Source organism: Haemophilus sp. HMSC061E01 (assembly GCF_001810345.1).
Classification (GTDB): Bacteria; Pseudomonadota; Gammaproteobacteria; order Enterobacterales; family Pasteurellaceae; genus Haemophilus_D.
This window is the reverse complement of the sequence record NZ_KV801015.1, coordinates 14,961-31,584: the sequence shown is the minus strand read 5'-3', so window position 1 is coordinate 31,584 and position 16,624 is coordinate 14,961. Positions and strand designations below refer to the sequence as shown.

General features: G+C 39.3%; 16 protein-coding genes and 1 pseudogene. 10 read left to right on the top strand and 7 right to left on the bottom strand.

The window, feature by feature from the left end:
• The coding region (dxs, locus tag HMPREF2732_RS06080) for a 1-deoxy-D-xylulose-5-phosphate synthase (RefSeq protein WP_070592027.1) at positions 1 to 1,838 on the top strand (1,838 nt) is incomplete at its 5' end.
• A 244-nt stretch (positions 1,839 to 2,082) separates the two neighbouring features.
• Here dxs and rplT read toward each other — a convergent pair.
• From rplT to thrS, 5 genes are all read right to left on the bottom strand, one after another.
• Positions 2,083 to 2,436 (bottom strand): 50S ribosomal protein L20, encoded by a 354-nt coding sequence (gene rplT / locus HMPREF2732_RS06075; RefSeq protein ID WP_005596075.1) that lies wholly within the window; start codon positions 2,434 to 2,436, stop codon positions 2,083 to 2,085.
• A 66-nt stretch (positions 2,437 to 2,502) separates the two neighbouring features.
• Entirely contained in the window at positions 2,503 to 2,700 is a 198-nt protein-coding gene (gene rpmI, locus HMPREF2732_RS06070) for a 50S ribosomal protein L35 (RefSeq protein ID WP_005596065.1), read from the bottom strand.
• Positions 2,701 to 2,897: 197 nt separating this feature from the next.
• Positions 2,898 to 3,440: a translation initiation factor IF-3 gene (gene infC / locus HMPREF2732_RS06065; protein WP_075875453.1), complete on the bottom strand. Its 543-nt coding sequence runs from the start codon at positions 3,438 to 3,440 to the stop codon at positions 2,898 to 2,900.
• A gap of 144 nt (positions 3,441 to 3,584) precedes the next feature.
• A complete protein-coding gene (locus HMPREF2732_RS06060) occupies positions 3,585 to 4,403 on the bottom strand; it encodes a D-hexose-6-phosphate mutarotase (RefSeq protein WP_070592023.1) in 819 nt (272 codons plus the stop codon).
• Between the two features lie 127 nt (positions 4,404 to 4,530).
• On the bottom strand, positions 4,531 to 6,462 hold the full coding sequence (gene thrS, locus HMPREF2732_RS06055) for a threonine--tRNA ligase (RefSeq protein ID WP_070592020.1): 1,932 nt from the start codon (positions 6,460 to 6,462) through the stop codon (positions 4,531 to 4,533).
• Positions 6,463 to 6,722: 260 nt separating this feature from the next.
• Between thrS and HMPREF2732_RS06050 the strand changes: the two genes are divergently transcribed.
• From HMPREF2732_RS06050 to trpA, 9 genes and pseudogenes are all read left to right on the top strand, one after another.
• Positions 6,723 to 7,304: an FMN-dependent NADH-azoreductase gene (locus HMPREF2732_RS06050; RefSeq protein WP_070592018.1), complete on the top strand. Its 582-nt coding sequence runs from the start codon at positions 6,723 to 6,725 to the stop codon at positions 7,302 to 7,304.
• Between the two features lie 202 nt (positions 7,305 to 7,506).
• The gene (gene trpE, locus HMPREF2732_RS06045) at positions 7,507 to 9,057 is read left to right on the top strand and encodes an anthranilate synthase component I (protein ID WP_070592016.1); all 1,551 of its coding nucleotides are present in this window, start codon (positions 7,507 to 7,509) and stop codon (positions 9,055 to 9,057) included.
• Between the two features lie 12 nt (positions 9,058 to 9,069).
• Positions 9,070 to 9,654 (top strand): aminodeoxychorismate/anthranilate synthase component II, encoded by a 585-nt coding sequence (locus tag HMPREF2732_RS06040; RefSeq protein WP_065285236.1) that lies wholly within the window; start codon positions 9,070 to 9,072, stop codon positions 9,652 to 9,654.
• A gap of 11 nt (positions 9,655 to 9,665) precedes the next feature.
• On the top strand, positions 9,666 to 10,052 hold the full coding sequence (locus HMPREF2732_RS06035; protein WP_049380813.1) for a tautomerase family protein: 387 nt from the start codon (positions 9,666 to 9,668) through the stop codon (positions 10,050 to 10,052).
• Between the two features lie 12 nt (positions 10,053 to 10,064).
• Complete coding sequence (gene trpD, locus HMPREF2732_RS06030) at positions 10,065 to 11,066, top strand: anthranilate phosphoribosyltransferase (RefSeq protein ID WP_070592014.1); 1,002 nt, start codon at positions 10,065 to 10,067, stop codon at positions 11,064 to 11,066.
• A gap of 41 nt (positions 11,067 to 11,107) precedes the next feature.
• Positions 11,108 to 12,541 (top strand): bifunctional indole-3-glycerol-phosphate synthase TrpC/phosphoribosylanthranilate isomerase TrpF, encoded by a 1,434-nt coding sequence (trpCF, locus tag HMPREF2732_RS06025; RefSeq protein ID WP_070592012.1) that lies wholly within the window; start codon positions 11,108 to 11,110, stop codon positions 12,539 to 12,541.
• Between the two features lie 23 nt (positions 12,542 to 12,564).
• Positions 12,565 to 13,325 (top strand): annotated as a pseudogene (locus HMPREF2732_RS06020) (SDR family oxidoreductase).
• A 12-nt stretch (positions 13,326 to 13,337) separates the two neighbouring features.
• A complete protein-coding gene (trpB, locus tag HMPREF2732_RS06015) occupies positions 13,338 to 14,534 on the top strand; it encodes a tryptophan synthase subunit beta (RefSeq protein ID WP_070592010.1) in 1,197 nt (398 codons plus the stop codon).
• Positions 14,534 to 15,340 (top strand): tryptophan synthase subunit alpha, encoded by an 807-nt coding sequence (trpA, locus tag HMPREF2732_RS06010; RefSeq protein WP_049383973.1) that lies wholly within the window; start codon positions 14,534 to 14,536, stop codon positions 15,338 to 15,340. The genes trpB and trpA overlap by 1 nt, the downstream gene beginning before the upstream one ends.
• Positions 15,341 to 15,389: 49 nt before the next feature.
• Here trpA and HMPREF2732_RS06005 read toward each other — a convergent pair whose 3' ends face one another.
• Complete coding sequence (locus HMPREF2732_RS06005; protein ID WP_049383974.1) at positions 15,390 to 15,836, bottom strand: ClpXP protease specificity-enhancing factor; 447 nt, start codon at positions 15,834 to 15,836, stop codon at positions 15,390 to 15,392.
• Positions 15,836 to 16,474 carry a stringent starvation protein SspA gene (gene sspA / locus HMPREF2732_RS06000; protein ID WP_005696172.1) on the bottom strand — a complete coding sequence of 213 codons (639 nt, stop codon included), beginning with the start codon at positions 16,472 to 16,474 and terminating at the stop codon, positions 15,836 to 15,838. Before sspA ends, HMPREF2732_RS06005 begins: the two co-directional genes overlap by 1 nt.
• Positions 16,475 to 16,624: the final 150 nt, after the last annotated feature.

The following is a 16,624-nucleotide window of genomic DNA, read 5'->3' as shown; positions in this document are numbered from 1 at the left end:
TTTTATCCTTAATTAATTCGCCGGAAGATTTGCGTCTTTTAAATAAAGATCAGCTTCCGCAACTTTGTCAGGAGTTACGGAGTTATCTGTTGGAATCCGTTAGTCAAACCAGCGGCCATTTGGCATCTGGTCTTGGTACCGTTGAATTGACGGTTGCACTACACTACATTTTCAAAACTCCTTTTGATCAATTAATTTGGGATGTGGGTCATCAAGCTTATCCACACAAAATTTTGACGGGTCGTCGTGATCAAATGTCCACCATTCGCCAAAAAGGCGGAATTCATCCTTTTCCTTGGCGTGAAGAAAGTGAGTTTGATGTATTAAGTGTTGGACACTCTTCCACGTCAATTAGTGCAGGACTAGGTATTGCAGTTGCGGCAGAACGTGAAAATGCGGGTCGTAAAACCGTTTGTGTAATTGGTGATGGTGCAATCACTGCGGGTATGGCATTTGAAGCCTTAAACCATGCGGGTTCTTTGCATACTGATATGTTGGTCATTTTAAATGACAATGAAATGTCGATTTCTGAAAATGTCGGTGCATTGAATAATCACCTTGCCCGTATTTTCTCTGGTTCATTGTATTCAACCGTTCGTGATGGCAGTAAAAAAATCTTAGATAAAGTACCGACTGTTAAAAACTTTATGAAGAAAACCGAAGAGCACATGAAAGGTGTAATGTTCTCGCCAGAAAGTACGCTTTTTGAAGAACTCGGTTTTAACTATATCGGGCCAATTGACGGGCATAATATTGATGAATTAATTGCTACTTTAAGCAATATGCGCGATCTCAAAGGACCGCAATTCTTACACATCAAAACTAAAAAAGGAAAAGGTTACGAGCCTGCAGAAAAAGACCCAATTGGTTTCCATGGCGTACCAAAATTTGACCCAACAAGCGGCCAACTTCCTAAATCAAATACCAAACCAACCTATTCAAAAATCTTTGGTGATTGGTTATGTGAAATGGCGGAACAAGACGATAAATTAGTCGGTATTACACCTGCAATGCGTGAAGGTTCTGGCATGGTAGAGTTTTCAGAACGATTCCCGCAACAATATTTTGATGTGGCCATCGCCGAACAACATGCTGTCACCTTTGCGGCAGGCCTTGCAATTGGCGGTTATAAACCGGTCGTGGCAATTTATTCTACCTTCTTACAACGTGCTTATGATCAGCTTATTCACGATGTCGCCATTCAAAACTTACCAGTTCTTTTTGCCATTGACCGAGCTGGTATTGTAGGTGCTGATGGTCAAACTCACCAAGGTGCGTTTGATTTAAGTTTTATGCGTTGCATTCCGAATATGATCATCATGACACCAAGTGATGAAAACGAATGTCGTCAAATGCTTTACACCGGTTATAAATGTGGTAAACCTGCTGCGGTACGTTATCCACGTGGAAATGCAATCGGCGTAGAATTAACCCCACTTGCTGAATTAGAAATTGGCCGTTCCAAAATGGTTCGCCAGGGTGAAAAAATCGCGATTCTGAATTTTGGCACACTCTTACCTGCTGCTTTATCTGTAGCAGAAAAACTCAATGCGACTGTTGTCGATATGCGCTTTGTGAAACCAATTGATGAAGCTCGTATTCTAGAAGTGGCGAATACTCATGACGTCATTGTGACATTGGAAGAAAATGCGATTCAAGGTGGTGCAGGCTCTGCTGTTTCAGAAGTGCTAAATTCTCATGGAAAAACAACCGCACTTTTACAACTTGGTTTACCTGATATCTTTATTCCGCAAGGAACACAACAAGAAGCCCTTGCTGAAATTAAATTAGATGAAAAAGGGATTGAAGAGCAAATTATTGCCTTTATAAAGGGCTAAATTCGTTCATTTTGGTTTAATTTTGATATTTTTAAAAATTTTTTCAAAAATATCGAACTATTTCAAAAACACACAGTCTGATACATTGCTAGTGCACTGCATATTGCAGTTATCTTTTTGAAGTTTCTTATAAATTAAGACCTCCCCGCTATTCAAGTTTTGAGTAGCGGTTTTTTCTTTTTTAGAAGTAATAAAAAAGGACGCTTTTCAGCGTCCTAATTTTTGAATCTAAACTTTAAAAAAATTAAAGTGCAGATTTTGCTTTTTCAACTAATGCAGCGAACGCTACTTTGTCGAATACAGCGATATCAGCAAGGATCTTACGGTCGATTTCAACTGACGCTTTTTTCAAGCCGTTGATAAATTTACTGTAAGATAAACCATTTTGACGAGCCGCAGCGTTGATACGAGCAATCCATAATTGACGGAATTGACGTTTACGTTGACGACGGTCACGATATGCGTATTGACCAGCTTTGATCACCGCTTGGAAAGCAACGCGATACACGCGTGAACGTGCACCATAATAACCTTTAGCAGCCTTAAGAACTTTCTTATGGCGTGCTCTTGCAATAACACCACGTTTTACACGAGCCATTATTTAATCTCCTATGTAATATTTTTAACTAATTTAACTAATCGTACGTTTTGCTTAAATAACGGCTTATGCGTATGGTAAGCAAGCTACTACTAAAACTTGGTCTGCTTTCGCAACCATTGATTTATGACGTAAATGACGTTTACGTTTAGTTGTCTTTTTAGTCAAAATATGACGTAAGTGAGATTGTTTACGTTTGAAACCGCCAGAAGCTGTTTTTTTGAAACGCTTAGCAGCACCACGTACTGTTTTAATTTTAGGCATTGTTAAAAAACTCCGCATTTTAAGTTAAACACATAATTAGGCGAATCCGAAGATTACTTGTAGGCACTAATTATTCCAATATGGCAAATTGAATTGCCCTTCTCCAAAAGCAATTAGGCTGCGTAGTTTGCCCAATGTGCAGTTGTATTCTCACCGAAGTGAAAATTCTATTATCTAGATCAAATCTAAATAAAAAATTATTTTTTCTTAGGTGCTAACACCATTACCGCTTGGCGACCTTCTAATTTACCCGGTGCAGATTCCACTACTGAAATGTCAGCCAAATCGTTTTTAACGCGTTCTAATACGTCTAAACCGATATCTTGGTGAGCCATTTCACGACCGCGGAAACGTACGGTAATTTTCGCTTTATCACCATCTTCTAAGAAACGAATTAAGCTACGTAATTTAACTTGGTAGTCACCTTCGTCTGTACCTGGACGGAATTTAATTTCCTTCACTTGTACGACTTTTTGTTTTTTCTTCTGTTCTTTTGCAGTTTTACTCTTTTCATAGAGGAACTTGCCGTAGTTCATAATACGACAAACCGGTGGTTCGGCATTCGGACTGATCTCAACTAAATCAAGCGCTGCTTGTTCTGCCATCTCTAAGGCCTGTTGAATTGATACAATCCCCGCTTGTTCACCATCTTGGTCAATCAAACGAACTTCTTTTACTCGAATTTCATCGTTAATGCGATTCGGGCGGTTAGCTGCCGGAGCTTTTTTTACGGTTTTGATAATGTTATTCCTTCTATTTATTTAAGAAAAAACCTACTGTCTTCAAACAGAAGATTTATTAAATCATTTGCTATAAAAACAAACAAAAAACGGGCAAAATTTTATAGTATTTGCTACGTTTATGCAACAAGGATTTCTATTCCTTTAAATATCAGTGGTTAAAGCACTTATTTCAGCTGAAATGCTCTCTCCAAATTGAAGCAATTTTTCTAATCTTGCGGTTTCAATACATACCATTGTTCTATATCCTTCTGGTTGCATCGCACTTGGTGTTTTCTCCCAAGGATTCCATAGAACAATTGAATCTGCATGATGATGGGTAATTTGAATACGTCGATTAAATGTTTTATCCACCAACAATGTTTTATTTTCTTCTAATGAATAAATACAATCTACGCCCTGTTCAATTCTGCGAGTTGCAGGTACTTCTGTATATTTACCTTGTAATGAGTCATAACAACGGTTTGGTAAATTTTGGACTTCAATTTGTGAAATATCACCGATATTAAAATAGCTGTGCAATGCGGCTTGAGCAGGTTCTTGCCCTAAATGCGTTAAAGTCATTGTGCATTTATCGGTAAATTCCATTTTCATTTTGGCTTCAATCACACCATATCCAGAAAACAGTGAAAATTCTAACCGCACTTTATTCGCTTGGAGATCATAATCACTTAATTGCCACAAACGTAGACGAGCTGTACCGTGTGAAGGCTGTTTAACACCTCCAAACCAAGGGTAACAAAGCGGTACACCGCCACGAATTGCCACACCTTGTGTGAAAGGTTCAATCTCACTTAACCAAAAAATATCCTGCTCTGCCCCTTTAGGCTGCCAATTTAATAGCTGCGCCCCTTGTAATGCAATTCGGGCAGAACCTACTGAGTGATTTAAAGTTAAAACAGGAATTTCATTGATACGTTCTAACGTTAATTCTGGTGTTAATTGCTGAATTTGAGCTGTCATATTCGCCTCCTTGTGATAAGGCTATTATATAGAAGAAAGAGAGACTTGAGTTTATTTTTATACCGTGAATATAAAAAAACCGCACCTCAAAGTGCGGTCATTTTTAATTAAGATTTTAAAGAATTAATTACTCTTCACCCAACAATTTCAACTCACGTTGTCTTACTTGAGATTTTAAGATTTCAGCAAATTCTTCAATCGTGAAAGTACCTAAATCTGCACCTTTACGGGTACGTACAGCCACTTTGCCTTCTGCGATTTCTTTATCACCGCAAACGAGCATATAAGGCACGCGACGTAAGGTATGTTCGCGGATCTTGAAGCCGACTTTCTCATTACGTAAATCTGCTTTAACACGTAATCCAGCATCAGAAAGTTGTTTTACTACTTTTTGCACGTAATCCGCTTGGCTGTCTGTAATATTCATCACAACCGCTTGTACTGGTGCTAACCATGCTGGGAAGAAACCCGCATACTCTTCAGTAATGATACCGATGAAACGTTCAATCGAACCTAAAATCGCCCGGTGAATCATAACCGGTGTACGACGGTCATTGTCTTCAGCTACATAAGATGCATTTAAACGACCAGGTAATGCAAAGTCTAATTGGATAGTACCGCATTGCCATTCACGATCTAAACAGTCACGTAATGCAAACTCAATTTTCGGACCGTAGAATGCCCCTTCACCTTCTTGAATTTCATATTCAAGACCGTTATGCGCTAATGCTGCCGCAAGACCTGCTTCTGCGCGATCCCACATATCATCTGCACCGATACGTTTTTCAGGACGAGTAGATAATTTCACCTGAATATTTTGGAAACCGAAAGTGCTGTAAATGTCATAAACCATTTTGATACAGCTGGTTACTTCACTTTCAATTTGGTCTTCAGTACAGAAAATGTGTGCATCATCTTGAGTGAAGCCACGTACACGCATTAAACCGTGTAAAGAACCTGATGGTTCATTACGGTGACAAGAACCAAATTCCGCCATGCGGATTGGTAAATCACGGTAAGATTTTAAACCTTGGTTAAAGATTTGAACGTGTCCTGGGCAGTTCATTGGTTTAATCGCATATTCACGGTTTTCTGATTGTGTAGTAAACATCAAATCGCCGTAATTTTGCCAGTGACCTGTTTTTTCCCATAACACACGGTCCATCATAAATGGACCTTTCACTTCTTGATAATCGTATTCTTTTAATTTCGTACGTACGAAGGTTTCTAATTCGCGGAAAATTGTCCAACCATCGTTATGCCAGAACACCATACCCGGTGCTTCTTCTTGCATATGGTATAAGTCTAACGCTTTACCGATTTTACGGTGGTCACGTTTTGCTGCTTCTTCTAAGCGAGTTAAGTATTCCGCTAATTGTTTTTTATCAGCCCAAGCCGTACCATAGATACGTTGTAACATTTTATTTTTGCTATCACCACGCCAGTAAGCACCTGCAACTTTCATTAATTTAAAGTTGTGGCAAAAACGCATATTTGGCACATGTGGTCCACGACACATATCAATGTATTCTTCGTGATGATAAAGCGCAGGAGTCGCAGTGCGTTCGATGTTTTCATCTAAGATTGCCATTTTGTATGGCTCACCACGTTTTTCAAAAGTATCTCTTGCTTCTTGCCAGCTTACCGGAGTTTTAATTACGTCATAATTGGTTTTCGCCAATTCAAGCATACGTTTTTCAATAGCATCAATGTCTTCTTGCGTTAAAGAACGGTCTAGATCCACGTCATAATAGAAGCCATTTTCAATCGTTGGACCAATTGCCATTTTGACATCTGGGAATAATTGTTTGATGGCGTGACCAAGCAAGTGTACGCAAGAGTGACGAATAATTTCTAAACCGTCTTCATCTTTTGCTGTAATAATTTCAAGGTTGGCATCTTCATTAATGATGTCACAGGCATCATGACGTACGCCGTTTACACGGCCCGCAATGGTTGCTTTGGCAAGACCGGCTCCGATATCTTGAGCCACTTCTAACACAGAAACTGGACGATCAAATTCACGTTTAGAACCGTCCGGTAAAGTAATAATAGGCATAATTTTTCCTTATACAGTGGTCGCCCATACGAAAGGCAACATGCAAATAATAATTAAAAACAAACCGCACTTTCATTCACTCCCACTATTGAGCAAACCAAGTGCGGCGGAGAATTTTAGCACTTTCCACCACACTTGTTAATATCTAGGTGAATTCTTTCCAATGAGTAAACAATGATTTTCCTGATAGAGACTTTATCTATTCAAAATTTCCGATAAAATGACCGCACTTTTGATAAACACAAATTAAAGGAAACTCTATGAACGTATTAGTATTAAAATCAAGCATCCTTGCAGATAACTCTCAAAGCAATAAATTAGCCGATTACACCATTGAAAAATTAAAAGACCACAACATTGTGGTACGTGATTTAGCGGCGCAACCCCTTCCCCATTTTGATACAACGGCAGCAACTGCGGTACGTGGCGAGCCTAAAACAACGGAAGAAAATGCACTTTTAGCGCTATCAGATGAATTAGTCGCTGAATTAAAGGCTGCGGATATCATCGTCATTGGGGCGCCAATGTATAACTTAGGCATCCCAACACAACTTAAATCTTATTTTGATTTTATCGCTCGCCCTCGTGTGACTTTCCAATACACAGCAAATGGTCCAGAAGGTTTACTTCAGGGCAAAAAAGCAATTGTATTAGCAAGTTTTGGTGGCATGTATGATGAAAACAACAATGTGACGAATTACTTAAAAGCGATTTTAGGTTTTGTTGGCATTACCGACGTTCAGTTTGCTTATGCAAAAGGTATTGGATTAGGTGCAGAGGCAATTGAAAAAGCACAACGTTCAGCAAGAAATAAAATTGATGAGATCGTTGCTTCTCTCTAATCACTGAATCAACCTCTTCTATTAAGCCATTTTGAGAGATGCCTCGAAATGGCTTTTTTCTAATCAACTTTCTCTATTTTTGATATCTTTGGTTAAAAATTAAAAAAATATTGTAAAATCACGCCAATTTTTTGATTATTTTCTTGACTTATGCTCTATGTACTAGTTTAATAGTGCGAAAGTTCAGAACACAGGATTGATTATGAAAAATACCCCTTTTATTGCGGTGACCTCTCAACCGGTTCCCTATCATGCCGACACCACCGCAATTTTTAATACACTTTGCAAACAGAACTCAAATTCTCTTCTCCTCGACTCTGCCGAAATTGGTAGTAAAAATAGCTTACAAAGTCTTATTCTAATTAATGCGGCCGTTAAAATTACTTGCTTAGGCAATCAAGTGACTTTTAGAGCGCTAAATGCGAACGGTAAACAAGTGTTAAAAGAAATTCATCCCGTATTAAGCCAACTTGGTACCGTAAGTGCGGTCAATTTTGACAATGAATTTTCTGTACAATTTGCGCCACTCGATAATCAATTAGATGAAGACAGTAAATTACAAGCTGCAACAATCTTTGATGGTCTTCGTGTCATTTCTAACCATTATCAACATAGCAGTACGCCAGTCTTTTTAGGTGGTTTATTTGCTTATGATTTGGTGGCAAATTTTATTCCAATGCAAGGTGTTGAATTAAAAGATGATGGTATTCACTGCCCGGATTACAGTTTCTATCTCGCGGAAAACTTAATTACCATCGATCACCAAAGCCAACAAGCCACATTAAAAAGCTTCTGTTTTAGTCAAGAAGAACAAGTGGAAGTCGCGAAAACGGCACTTTCTATTGCACAAAAATTAAAAAATATTGATGGCGTACTTTCCATTAAAGCAGCAAGTGATGAGGTCAGTACCAACTTTGAAGATCCTGAATTTACAGGTATCGTTAAAGCGTTAAAACATCACATTAATATTGGTGATGTGTTCCAAATCGTGCCATCCCGCCGTTTTTCATTAACTTGCCCGAATACCCTTGCGAGCTATGCACAATTAAAACATAACAATCCAAGCCCTTATATGTTCTACATGAACGATGAGGATTTCATTTTATTCGGTGCATCACCTGAAAGTGCGTTGAAATATGCGCCAGACAATCGCCAATTAGAAATTTACCCAATTGCAGGTTCTCGCCCACGTGGTTTTGATGCGCATGGTAATATTGACCCAGAATTGGATGCACGCTTGGAATTAGAATTACGTCTTGATCATAAAGAACAAGCTGAACATTTAATGTTGGTGGATTTAGCCCGTAATGACATTGCTCGTGTTTGCCAAAGCGGTACACGTAAAGTCGCCGAATTAATGCAAGTGGATCGCTATTCTCACATCATGCATTTGGTTTCTCGCGTGGTGGGTAAACTTCGTCCTGAACTTGATGCCTTACACGCTTATCAAGCTTGTATGAATATGGGGACGTTAACTGGTGCGCCTAAAATTAAAGCCATGCAGTTAATTTATCAATTTGAACAGCAAAAACGCCACAGCTACGGTGGTGCGGTCGGTTATCTCACCTCTGACGGCCGTTTTGATACCTGTATCGTGATTCGTTCTGCCTTTGTACAAAATGACATTGCCCATATTCAAGCAGGTTGTGGTGAAGTATTAGATTCTGATCCTCAAATGGAAGCGGATGAAACTCGCCATAAAGCGGCTGCAGTGCTTAAAGCAATCAAACAAATCAATACCCAAGCAAAATAAGGACGATAAATTATGGCTAATATTCTCTTTTTAGATAATTTTGATTCATTCACTTATAACTTAGTGGATCAATTCCGTGTGCTTGGGAATAACGTAAAAATTTATCGTAATGACACCAATTTAGAACAGGTGGTGCAAGAGGCATTAAATACACCCGATACAATTCTTGCGCTTTCTCCAGGACCAGGTACCCCGGCAGAAGCTGGGATCTTACTCCCACTCATTGAACGTTTAAAAAATGATGTGCCAATTATTGGGATTTGCTTAGGCCATCAAGCGCTTATTCAAGCCTTTGGTGGAGAGGTTGTACATGCAGGCGAAGTATTACATGGTAAAGTATCGCGCATTCAACACGATAACCAAGCCATGTTTAAAGATATTGCCAACCCAATGCCTGTGGCACGTTATCACTCTTTAATGGGTAAAAATCTGCCTGACGAATTTATTGTCAATGCCGATTACAATGGTATCGTGATGGCAATTCGACATAAAACCTTGCCAATTTGTGCTTTCCAATTCCATCCAGAAAGCATTCTTACTGTGCAAGGTTCGAAATTATTACAACAATCTGTGGAATGGTTATTAAACAGAGATTAAGGAAGAAAAAAATGATTACCGTATATGGATTAAAAGAAACCCTTACCCCACGTCGTAAAGCTATTGCCAAGGCTATTTATGACAGTCTTAATTTAGGCTTGGATATTCCGCATGGCAAGCATACCATTCGATTCGAGTGTTTGGATAAAGAAGATTTTTTCTATCCAGAAGATCGTAGCGAAAACTATATCGCAATCGAAATTAATCTTATGCAGGGACGTTTAGAAGGGACTAAAAAACGTTTGATCAAAATGCTATTTAGCGAATTAGAATACAAAATCGGTATTAAATCCTATGATGTAGAAATCACCATTAAGGAACAGCCTGCTCATTGCTGGGGCTTCCGTGGTATGACAGGTGATGAAGCTCGAGACTTAGTCTATGATCTTAACGTATAAGGAAGATTGATTATGCAAACGGCTCAATTATTAGAACAACTTTACAGTGGAAAAACACTTAATAAAGAAGAAAGTGCGGTCATTTTTAATGCCATTATGCAAGGCGAGCTCAATAACGAACAAATCGCTGCCATGCTGATTGCATTAAAAGTACGTGGTGCCACTATTGATGAATTAAGTGGTGCGGTATCTGCGTCTTTGCAAAATGCCAAATCATTCCCTCGCCCTGACTACCCTTTTGCGGATATTGTGGGTACTGGCGGTGATGGTCAAAACACAATTAATATTTCTACGGCGAGTGCTATTGTTGCAGCCTCTATGGGAGCCAAAGTAGCCAAACACGGCAACCGTAGCGTATCAAGCAAATCAGGTGCCAGTGATGTATTAACTGCTCTCGGGGTGAATGTCAATGTCACGCCAGAACAAGCTCGTCAAGCACTTGATGATATTGGGGTATGTTTCTTATTTGCTCAACAATATCACAGTGGGTTTAAACATGTCGCCCCTGTTCGTGCCGCATTAAAAACACGTACGCTTTTTAATATTTTAGGTCCATTAATCAATCCAGCTCGCCCAACTTATCATTTGCTTGGCGTGTATGCCCCTGAATTAGTGAAAACCTATGCAGAAACTGCTGTTGCATTAGGTCATCAACATACTTTTGTTGTGCATGGTGCGGGTCTTGATGAAGTCGCGGTACATGGTGAAACTCAAGTGGCTGAAATTAAAAACGGTAAAATTGACTACTTCACCTTAACACCAGAAGATTTTGGTTTAAAAACACAATCTTTAGAAAGTTTACGTGGTGGCGAACCGCAAGAAAATGCTCAATATCTGACCGCACTTTTACAAGGCAAAGGTAAAGCGGAACACGCTAATGCGGTAGCGGCGAATGTGGCATTATTGCTGAAATTATTTGGTCATGATGACTTAAAACAAAATGTTCAACATGTGTTGGCTCATCTTGCATCAGGCAAAGCGTTTGAAACATTACAACACTTAACAAAGTATTAAGATAAAGGCTGATTTGATAAGCCACAATAAGAAAAAAGATTATGATCACGCAAGATTTCACTAAACCAATTGACTCTGCTACGGTGCTACAAAAAATCGTCTTAGACAAAGCCCAATGGGTTAAAGCGAAGGAAGCCGAATTTCCGCTTTCACAATTTAAAGAAAACATTCAAAAATCTGACCGCTCTTTTTATGATGCGTTGGCTAAAGGCACACATCAAAAGCCTGCTTATATTTTGGAATGTAAGAAAGCATCGCCATCTAAGGGATTGATTCGTGGTGAATTTAACTTAGAAGAAATCGCCAATGTGTATAAACATTATGCGTCAGCTGTCTCTGTGCTAACGGATGAGAAATACTTTCAAGGTAAATTTGAATATTTGCCGCAAGTACGTGACGTTGTCTCACAACCTGTATTGTGCAAGGATTTTATGATTAGCGAATATCAGGTGTATCTTGCGCGCTACTATCAAGCTGATGCTATTTTATTGATGCTTTCAGTGGTGAATGATGAAACCTATCGCGTACTGGCTGATCTTGCACATTCTCTCGGTATGGGCGTATTAACAGAAACCAGTAACGAGGAAGAGTTTGAACGCGCGCTTGCTTTAGGTGCAAAAATTATCGGAGTCAACAATCGTAATCTTCACGATCTCACCGTTGATTTAAACCGCGTAGTAGAACTTACACAAAAATATGCCGATCGTATCCCCGCTGATGCACGTATTATCAGCGAATCAGGGATTTATAATCACAGTCAAATTCGTGATTTGCAAAAAGTGGCACATGGCTTTTTAATCGGCAGCAGCCTAATGGGCAGTGCTGATTTAAATAATGCTGTGCGTGAAGTGATTTTTGGAGAAAATAAAGTATGCGGTTTAACTCGCACGCAAGATGTCAAAGAGGTTTACGCAAACGGAGCATTATACGGCGGCTTAATTTTCGTCGAATATTCAAAACGCTGTGTGAGCCTACGTCAAGCCCAAGAATTAGTGACAGCATCACCACTTCGTTTTGTGGGCATATTCCAGAATCAAGAAATTGATTTTATTGTAAAAATCGCTAAACAATTGCAGCTTTATGCCGTTCAGCTACATGGTTCAGAAACCGCTGAATTTATTACCGCACTTCGTCACCAACTGCCTGAAATACAAATTTGGAAAGCTATTTCAATAGATACTGAAGCACAAAGTGCGGTTGATTGTACGGATGATTTAAATATCGCACGCTATATTTTCGATAGCCAATCAGCTAATCAACAAGGTGGTACAGGAAAAACCTTTAATTGGTCACTCATTCCTGAAAACTTAAAACACAAAATTATTTTGGCTGGTGGCATTTCACCTGACAATATTGAACAAGCCATTAAGCAAGGTTGCTTAGGGGTTGATCTCAATTCTGGTGTAGAAACTGCCGCTGGCGTGAAAGATAGCGAAAAAGTGCGGTCAGTTTTTAAGAAGATTTTGTCAAATTAATCTGATTGCTAAGGGGAAGTATTATGCAAAGAACAGCGTTAGTAACCGGCGCAACTGCCGGATTTGGTGCGGCAATTTGTCGCACCCTCATTGAAAATGGTTATCGTGTAATTGGCACAGGGCGCCGCGTAACTCGTTTAGAACAATTACAACAAGAATTAGGTGAAAACTTCCACTTTCTTGCCTTTGATATTTCAGATCGCCAGGCAACAGAAGATGCTTTCCATTCCCTTCCCGCTAATTGGCAATCCATTGATTTATTGGTGAATAATGCAGGTTTAGGATTAGGCTTAGAAAGTGCAGATAAAGCGAGTTTAGATGATTGGATGCAAATGATTGATACCAAAATATTAAAGGGCTCGTCACCATCACTCGTCTTGTGTTACCACAAATGGTAGAACGTAATTCAGGTCATGTTATTAATTTAGGCTCAATTGCAGGTACTTATCCTTATCCAGGTGGCAATGTATACGGCGGCACTAAAGCTTTTATTAAACAATTTAGTTTAAATCTTCGAGCCGATCTTGCTGGTACACAAATTCGCGTGTCCAATGTTGAACCCGGTCTTTGTGGTGGAACTGAATTTTCTAATATCCGCTTTAAAGGTGATGATGCCCGAGCTAAAAAACTCTATGAAAATGTAGAATATGTCAGTCCACAAGATATTGCTAATATTGTTCTATGGCTCAATCAACAACCTGAACATGTCAATATTAATCGCATTGAAGTGATGCCTACTGCACAAACCTTTGCACCACTTAATGTCGCAAGAATTCAAAAATAACAAGGAAATATTATGTCAGAAACCCTTTTAAATCCTTATTTCGGTGAATTTGGCGGAATGTATGTACCGGAAATTCTCATACCGGTACTACAACAGCTAGAAAAAGCCTTTGTTGAAGCAAAAGACGATCCTGAATTCCAACGTGAATTTCAAGATTTACTTAAAAATTATGCGGGCAGACCAACCGCACTTACCCTTTGCCGTAATTTAACCAAAGGGACAAAAGCAAAAATTTATTTAAAACGTGAAGATTTACTTCACGGTGGTGCCCATAAAACCAACCAAGTATTAGGTCAAATTTTATTGGCAAAACGCATGGGTAAAACACGCATTATCGCCGAAACCGGTGCGGGCCAACATGGTGTTGCGACAGCCCTTGCTTGTGCAATGTTAGATATGCCTTGCCGTGTTTACATGGGGGCTAAAGACGTGGAACGCCAATCACCAAACGTCTTCCGTATGCGTTTGATGGGGGCAGAAGTAATTCCTGTACAAAAAGGTTCTTGCTCATTAAAAGATGCGTGTTGTGAAGCAATGCGTGATTGGTCAGCTAATTATGAAAATACCCATTATTTATTGGGTACAGCGGCAGGCCCTCATCCATTCCCAACCATTGTACGTGAATTCCAAAAAATGATTGGTGAAGAAACCAAACGTCAAATCTTAGAAAAAGAAGGTCGCCTACCGGATGCTGTCATTGCTGCAGTCGGTGGTGGTTCGAATGCAATTGGTATGTTTACTGATTTTATTGATGAAAAAGGTGTACGCTTAATTGGTGTGGAACCCGCTGGTCACGGCATTGAAAGTGGTGAACATGGTGCACCATTAGGCCATGCAAAAATCGGTATTTATTTCGGTATGAAATCACCATTAATGCAAACTGAAGATGGTCAAGTAGAAGAATCCTACTCTATTTCAGCTGGATTAGACTTCCCTTCTGTAGGACCTCAACATGCTTACTTACAAAGCATTGGTCGTGCCGAATACCCAAGCATTACAGATGATGAAGCGTTAAACGCTTTCCAAGAATTAGCGAAACATGAAGGGATTATTCCTGCATTGGAAAGTTCCCATGCATTAGCACACGCATTAAAAATGATTCATCAAGAACCGAATAAAGAACAAATTTTAGTGGTGAATCTCTCTGGTCGTGGTGATAAAGATATTTTCACCGTTGATAAAATTTTAAAAGAAAAAGGAATGCAATAATGAGCCGTTTTGAAACTAAATTTGCAGAACTTGCAGCGAAAAAAGAAGGGGCTTTTGTACCTTTCGTGACATTATGCGATCCAACATTTGATCGCTCTTTTGAGATTATTTGCACATTAGTCGAAAATGGCGCAGATGCTTTAGAACTCGGCTTCCCATTTTCTGATCCGTTATTAGACGGTCCTGTTATCCAAGCGGCTAATAACCGTGCACTCAATGCTGGCCATAGCACTGAAGACAGCTTTAAGTTACTCGCTAAAGTGCGGTCAAAATATCCAGAAATTCCGATTAGCTTACTCCTTTGTGCGAATTTAATTTTTGCGAAAGGCTTAGATAATTTCTATCAACGTTGTGCAGAGGTCGGCGTAGATGCGGTTTTAGTGGCAGATATTCCACTATTGGCTAAAGAAGACTATGTTCAAGCTGCTAAAAAGCATGGCATTCAACCTGTCTTTATCTGCCCACCAAATGCTGATGCCAAAACGGTACAAGGCGTTGCTGAAAACAGCGAAGGCTATACCTATTTAGTTTCTCGTTCAGGTGTAACAAGTGCAGAGAATCAAGCTCATGCCGCAAACTTAGATACACTTATAGAACAACTTAAAGCCCACAAGGCTCCACCAATTCTACAAGGTTTTGGTATTGCTCAACCTGCTCAAGTGAAAGAAGCCCTTCAACTGGGTGCAGCAGGCGCAATTTCAGGGTCCGCGACAGTAAAAATCATTGAGCGAAACTTAGATAATCAGGCTCAATGCTTGTCTGAACTCGCCGAGTTTGTTCGCAATATGAAAGCAGCGACAAAATAATAAATAAAAAAGTGCGGTTAAAATTAACCGCACTTTTGTTTTTCTTTCATTAATCCACAATTCGTAAATAAGATGCTGATTTCTGTGGTTTCTTTTCAGCCTTAGGCTTATCTACCGCTTCTGCAAAACTTAATGGCTGTTCTGATGTTGGCTCACGATTTAATTCATCGTAAATTTCTTCTGGCTCAAACATCACGCCATCACCATTTTCACGTGCATAAATAGCTAAAGCAGCGCCCATCGGAATATATAACTCACGAGCCACACCTTTGAAACGTGCATTAAACTGAATAAAATCATTCGTTAATTGCAAATTCCCTGTCGCCCCAGCAGAAAGATTTAAGACGATTTGCCCATCTTTCACGTATTCCACAGGCACATTGGTACCATAATAATTAGCATCCACCACTAAATATGGGGTGAAATCATTATCCACTAACCAATCATAATAGGCTCTTAGTAAATAAGGACGTTTTGGAGAAGGTGTATGGGTCATTATTTATCATCCATTAAATTTTTAGGTGCAGCTTCACCTACAGATTGTAAGAATGAATCACGGCTAAATACGCGATCCATATAGCCTTTGATTGCTTTGCTTCCTGTGCCACTGAATTCCACGCCCATATTACGTAGTTTCCATAATAATGGTGCAACGTAGCAATCGACTAAGCCAAACTCTTCACTCATAAAATAAGGGGTTTGTTGGAAGATAACCGACACCGCTAACAATTCTTCTTTTAGCTGTTTTAATGCTTCTTCACGTTCAACTTCCGTGCCTTTTTCAGCAATTTCTAATGTTGGATACCAATCTTGTTCGATACGTAACATTAAAAGACGGCTTTTCGCACGAGAAACCGGATAAACTGGCATAAGTGGAGGATGTGGAAAACGCTCATCAAGATATTCCATAATAATGCGTGAGCTGAATAACACTAAATCACGATCCACCAAGGTTGGTAATGTGCCATAAGGATTTAATTCCATTAAATCTTCTGATAATGCTTGCAGATCAACTTCTTCGTTTTCGTAAGCAACACCTTTTTCAGCTAAAACAATTTTTACCTGATGGCAGTAAATGTCATTTTTATTTGAAAAAAGAGTCATTACTGAACGTTTACTTGATGCATTGGACATTTATTCCTCCGAAGATCCAAACTAACTTATATACTTCTACTAAAATGGGCGGTTATTTTAACATAACCGACAGGTAAATTGCTAACAATTTCTTATTTTTCCTTTAAAATCAATTAATTATAAGCAATCAATGAAAAATCAAAGAACGGT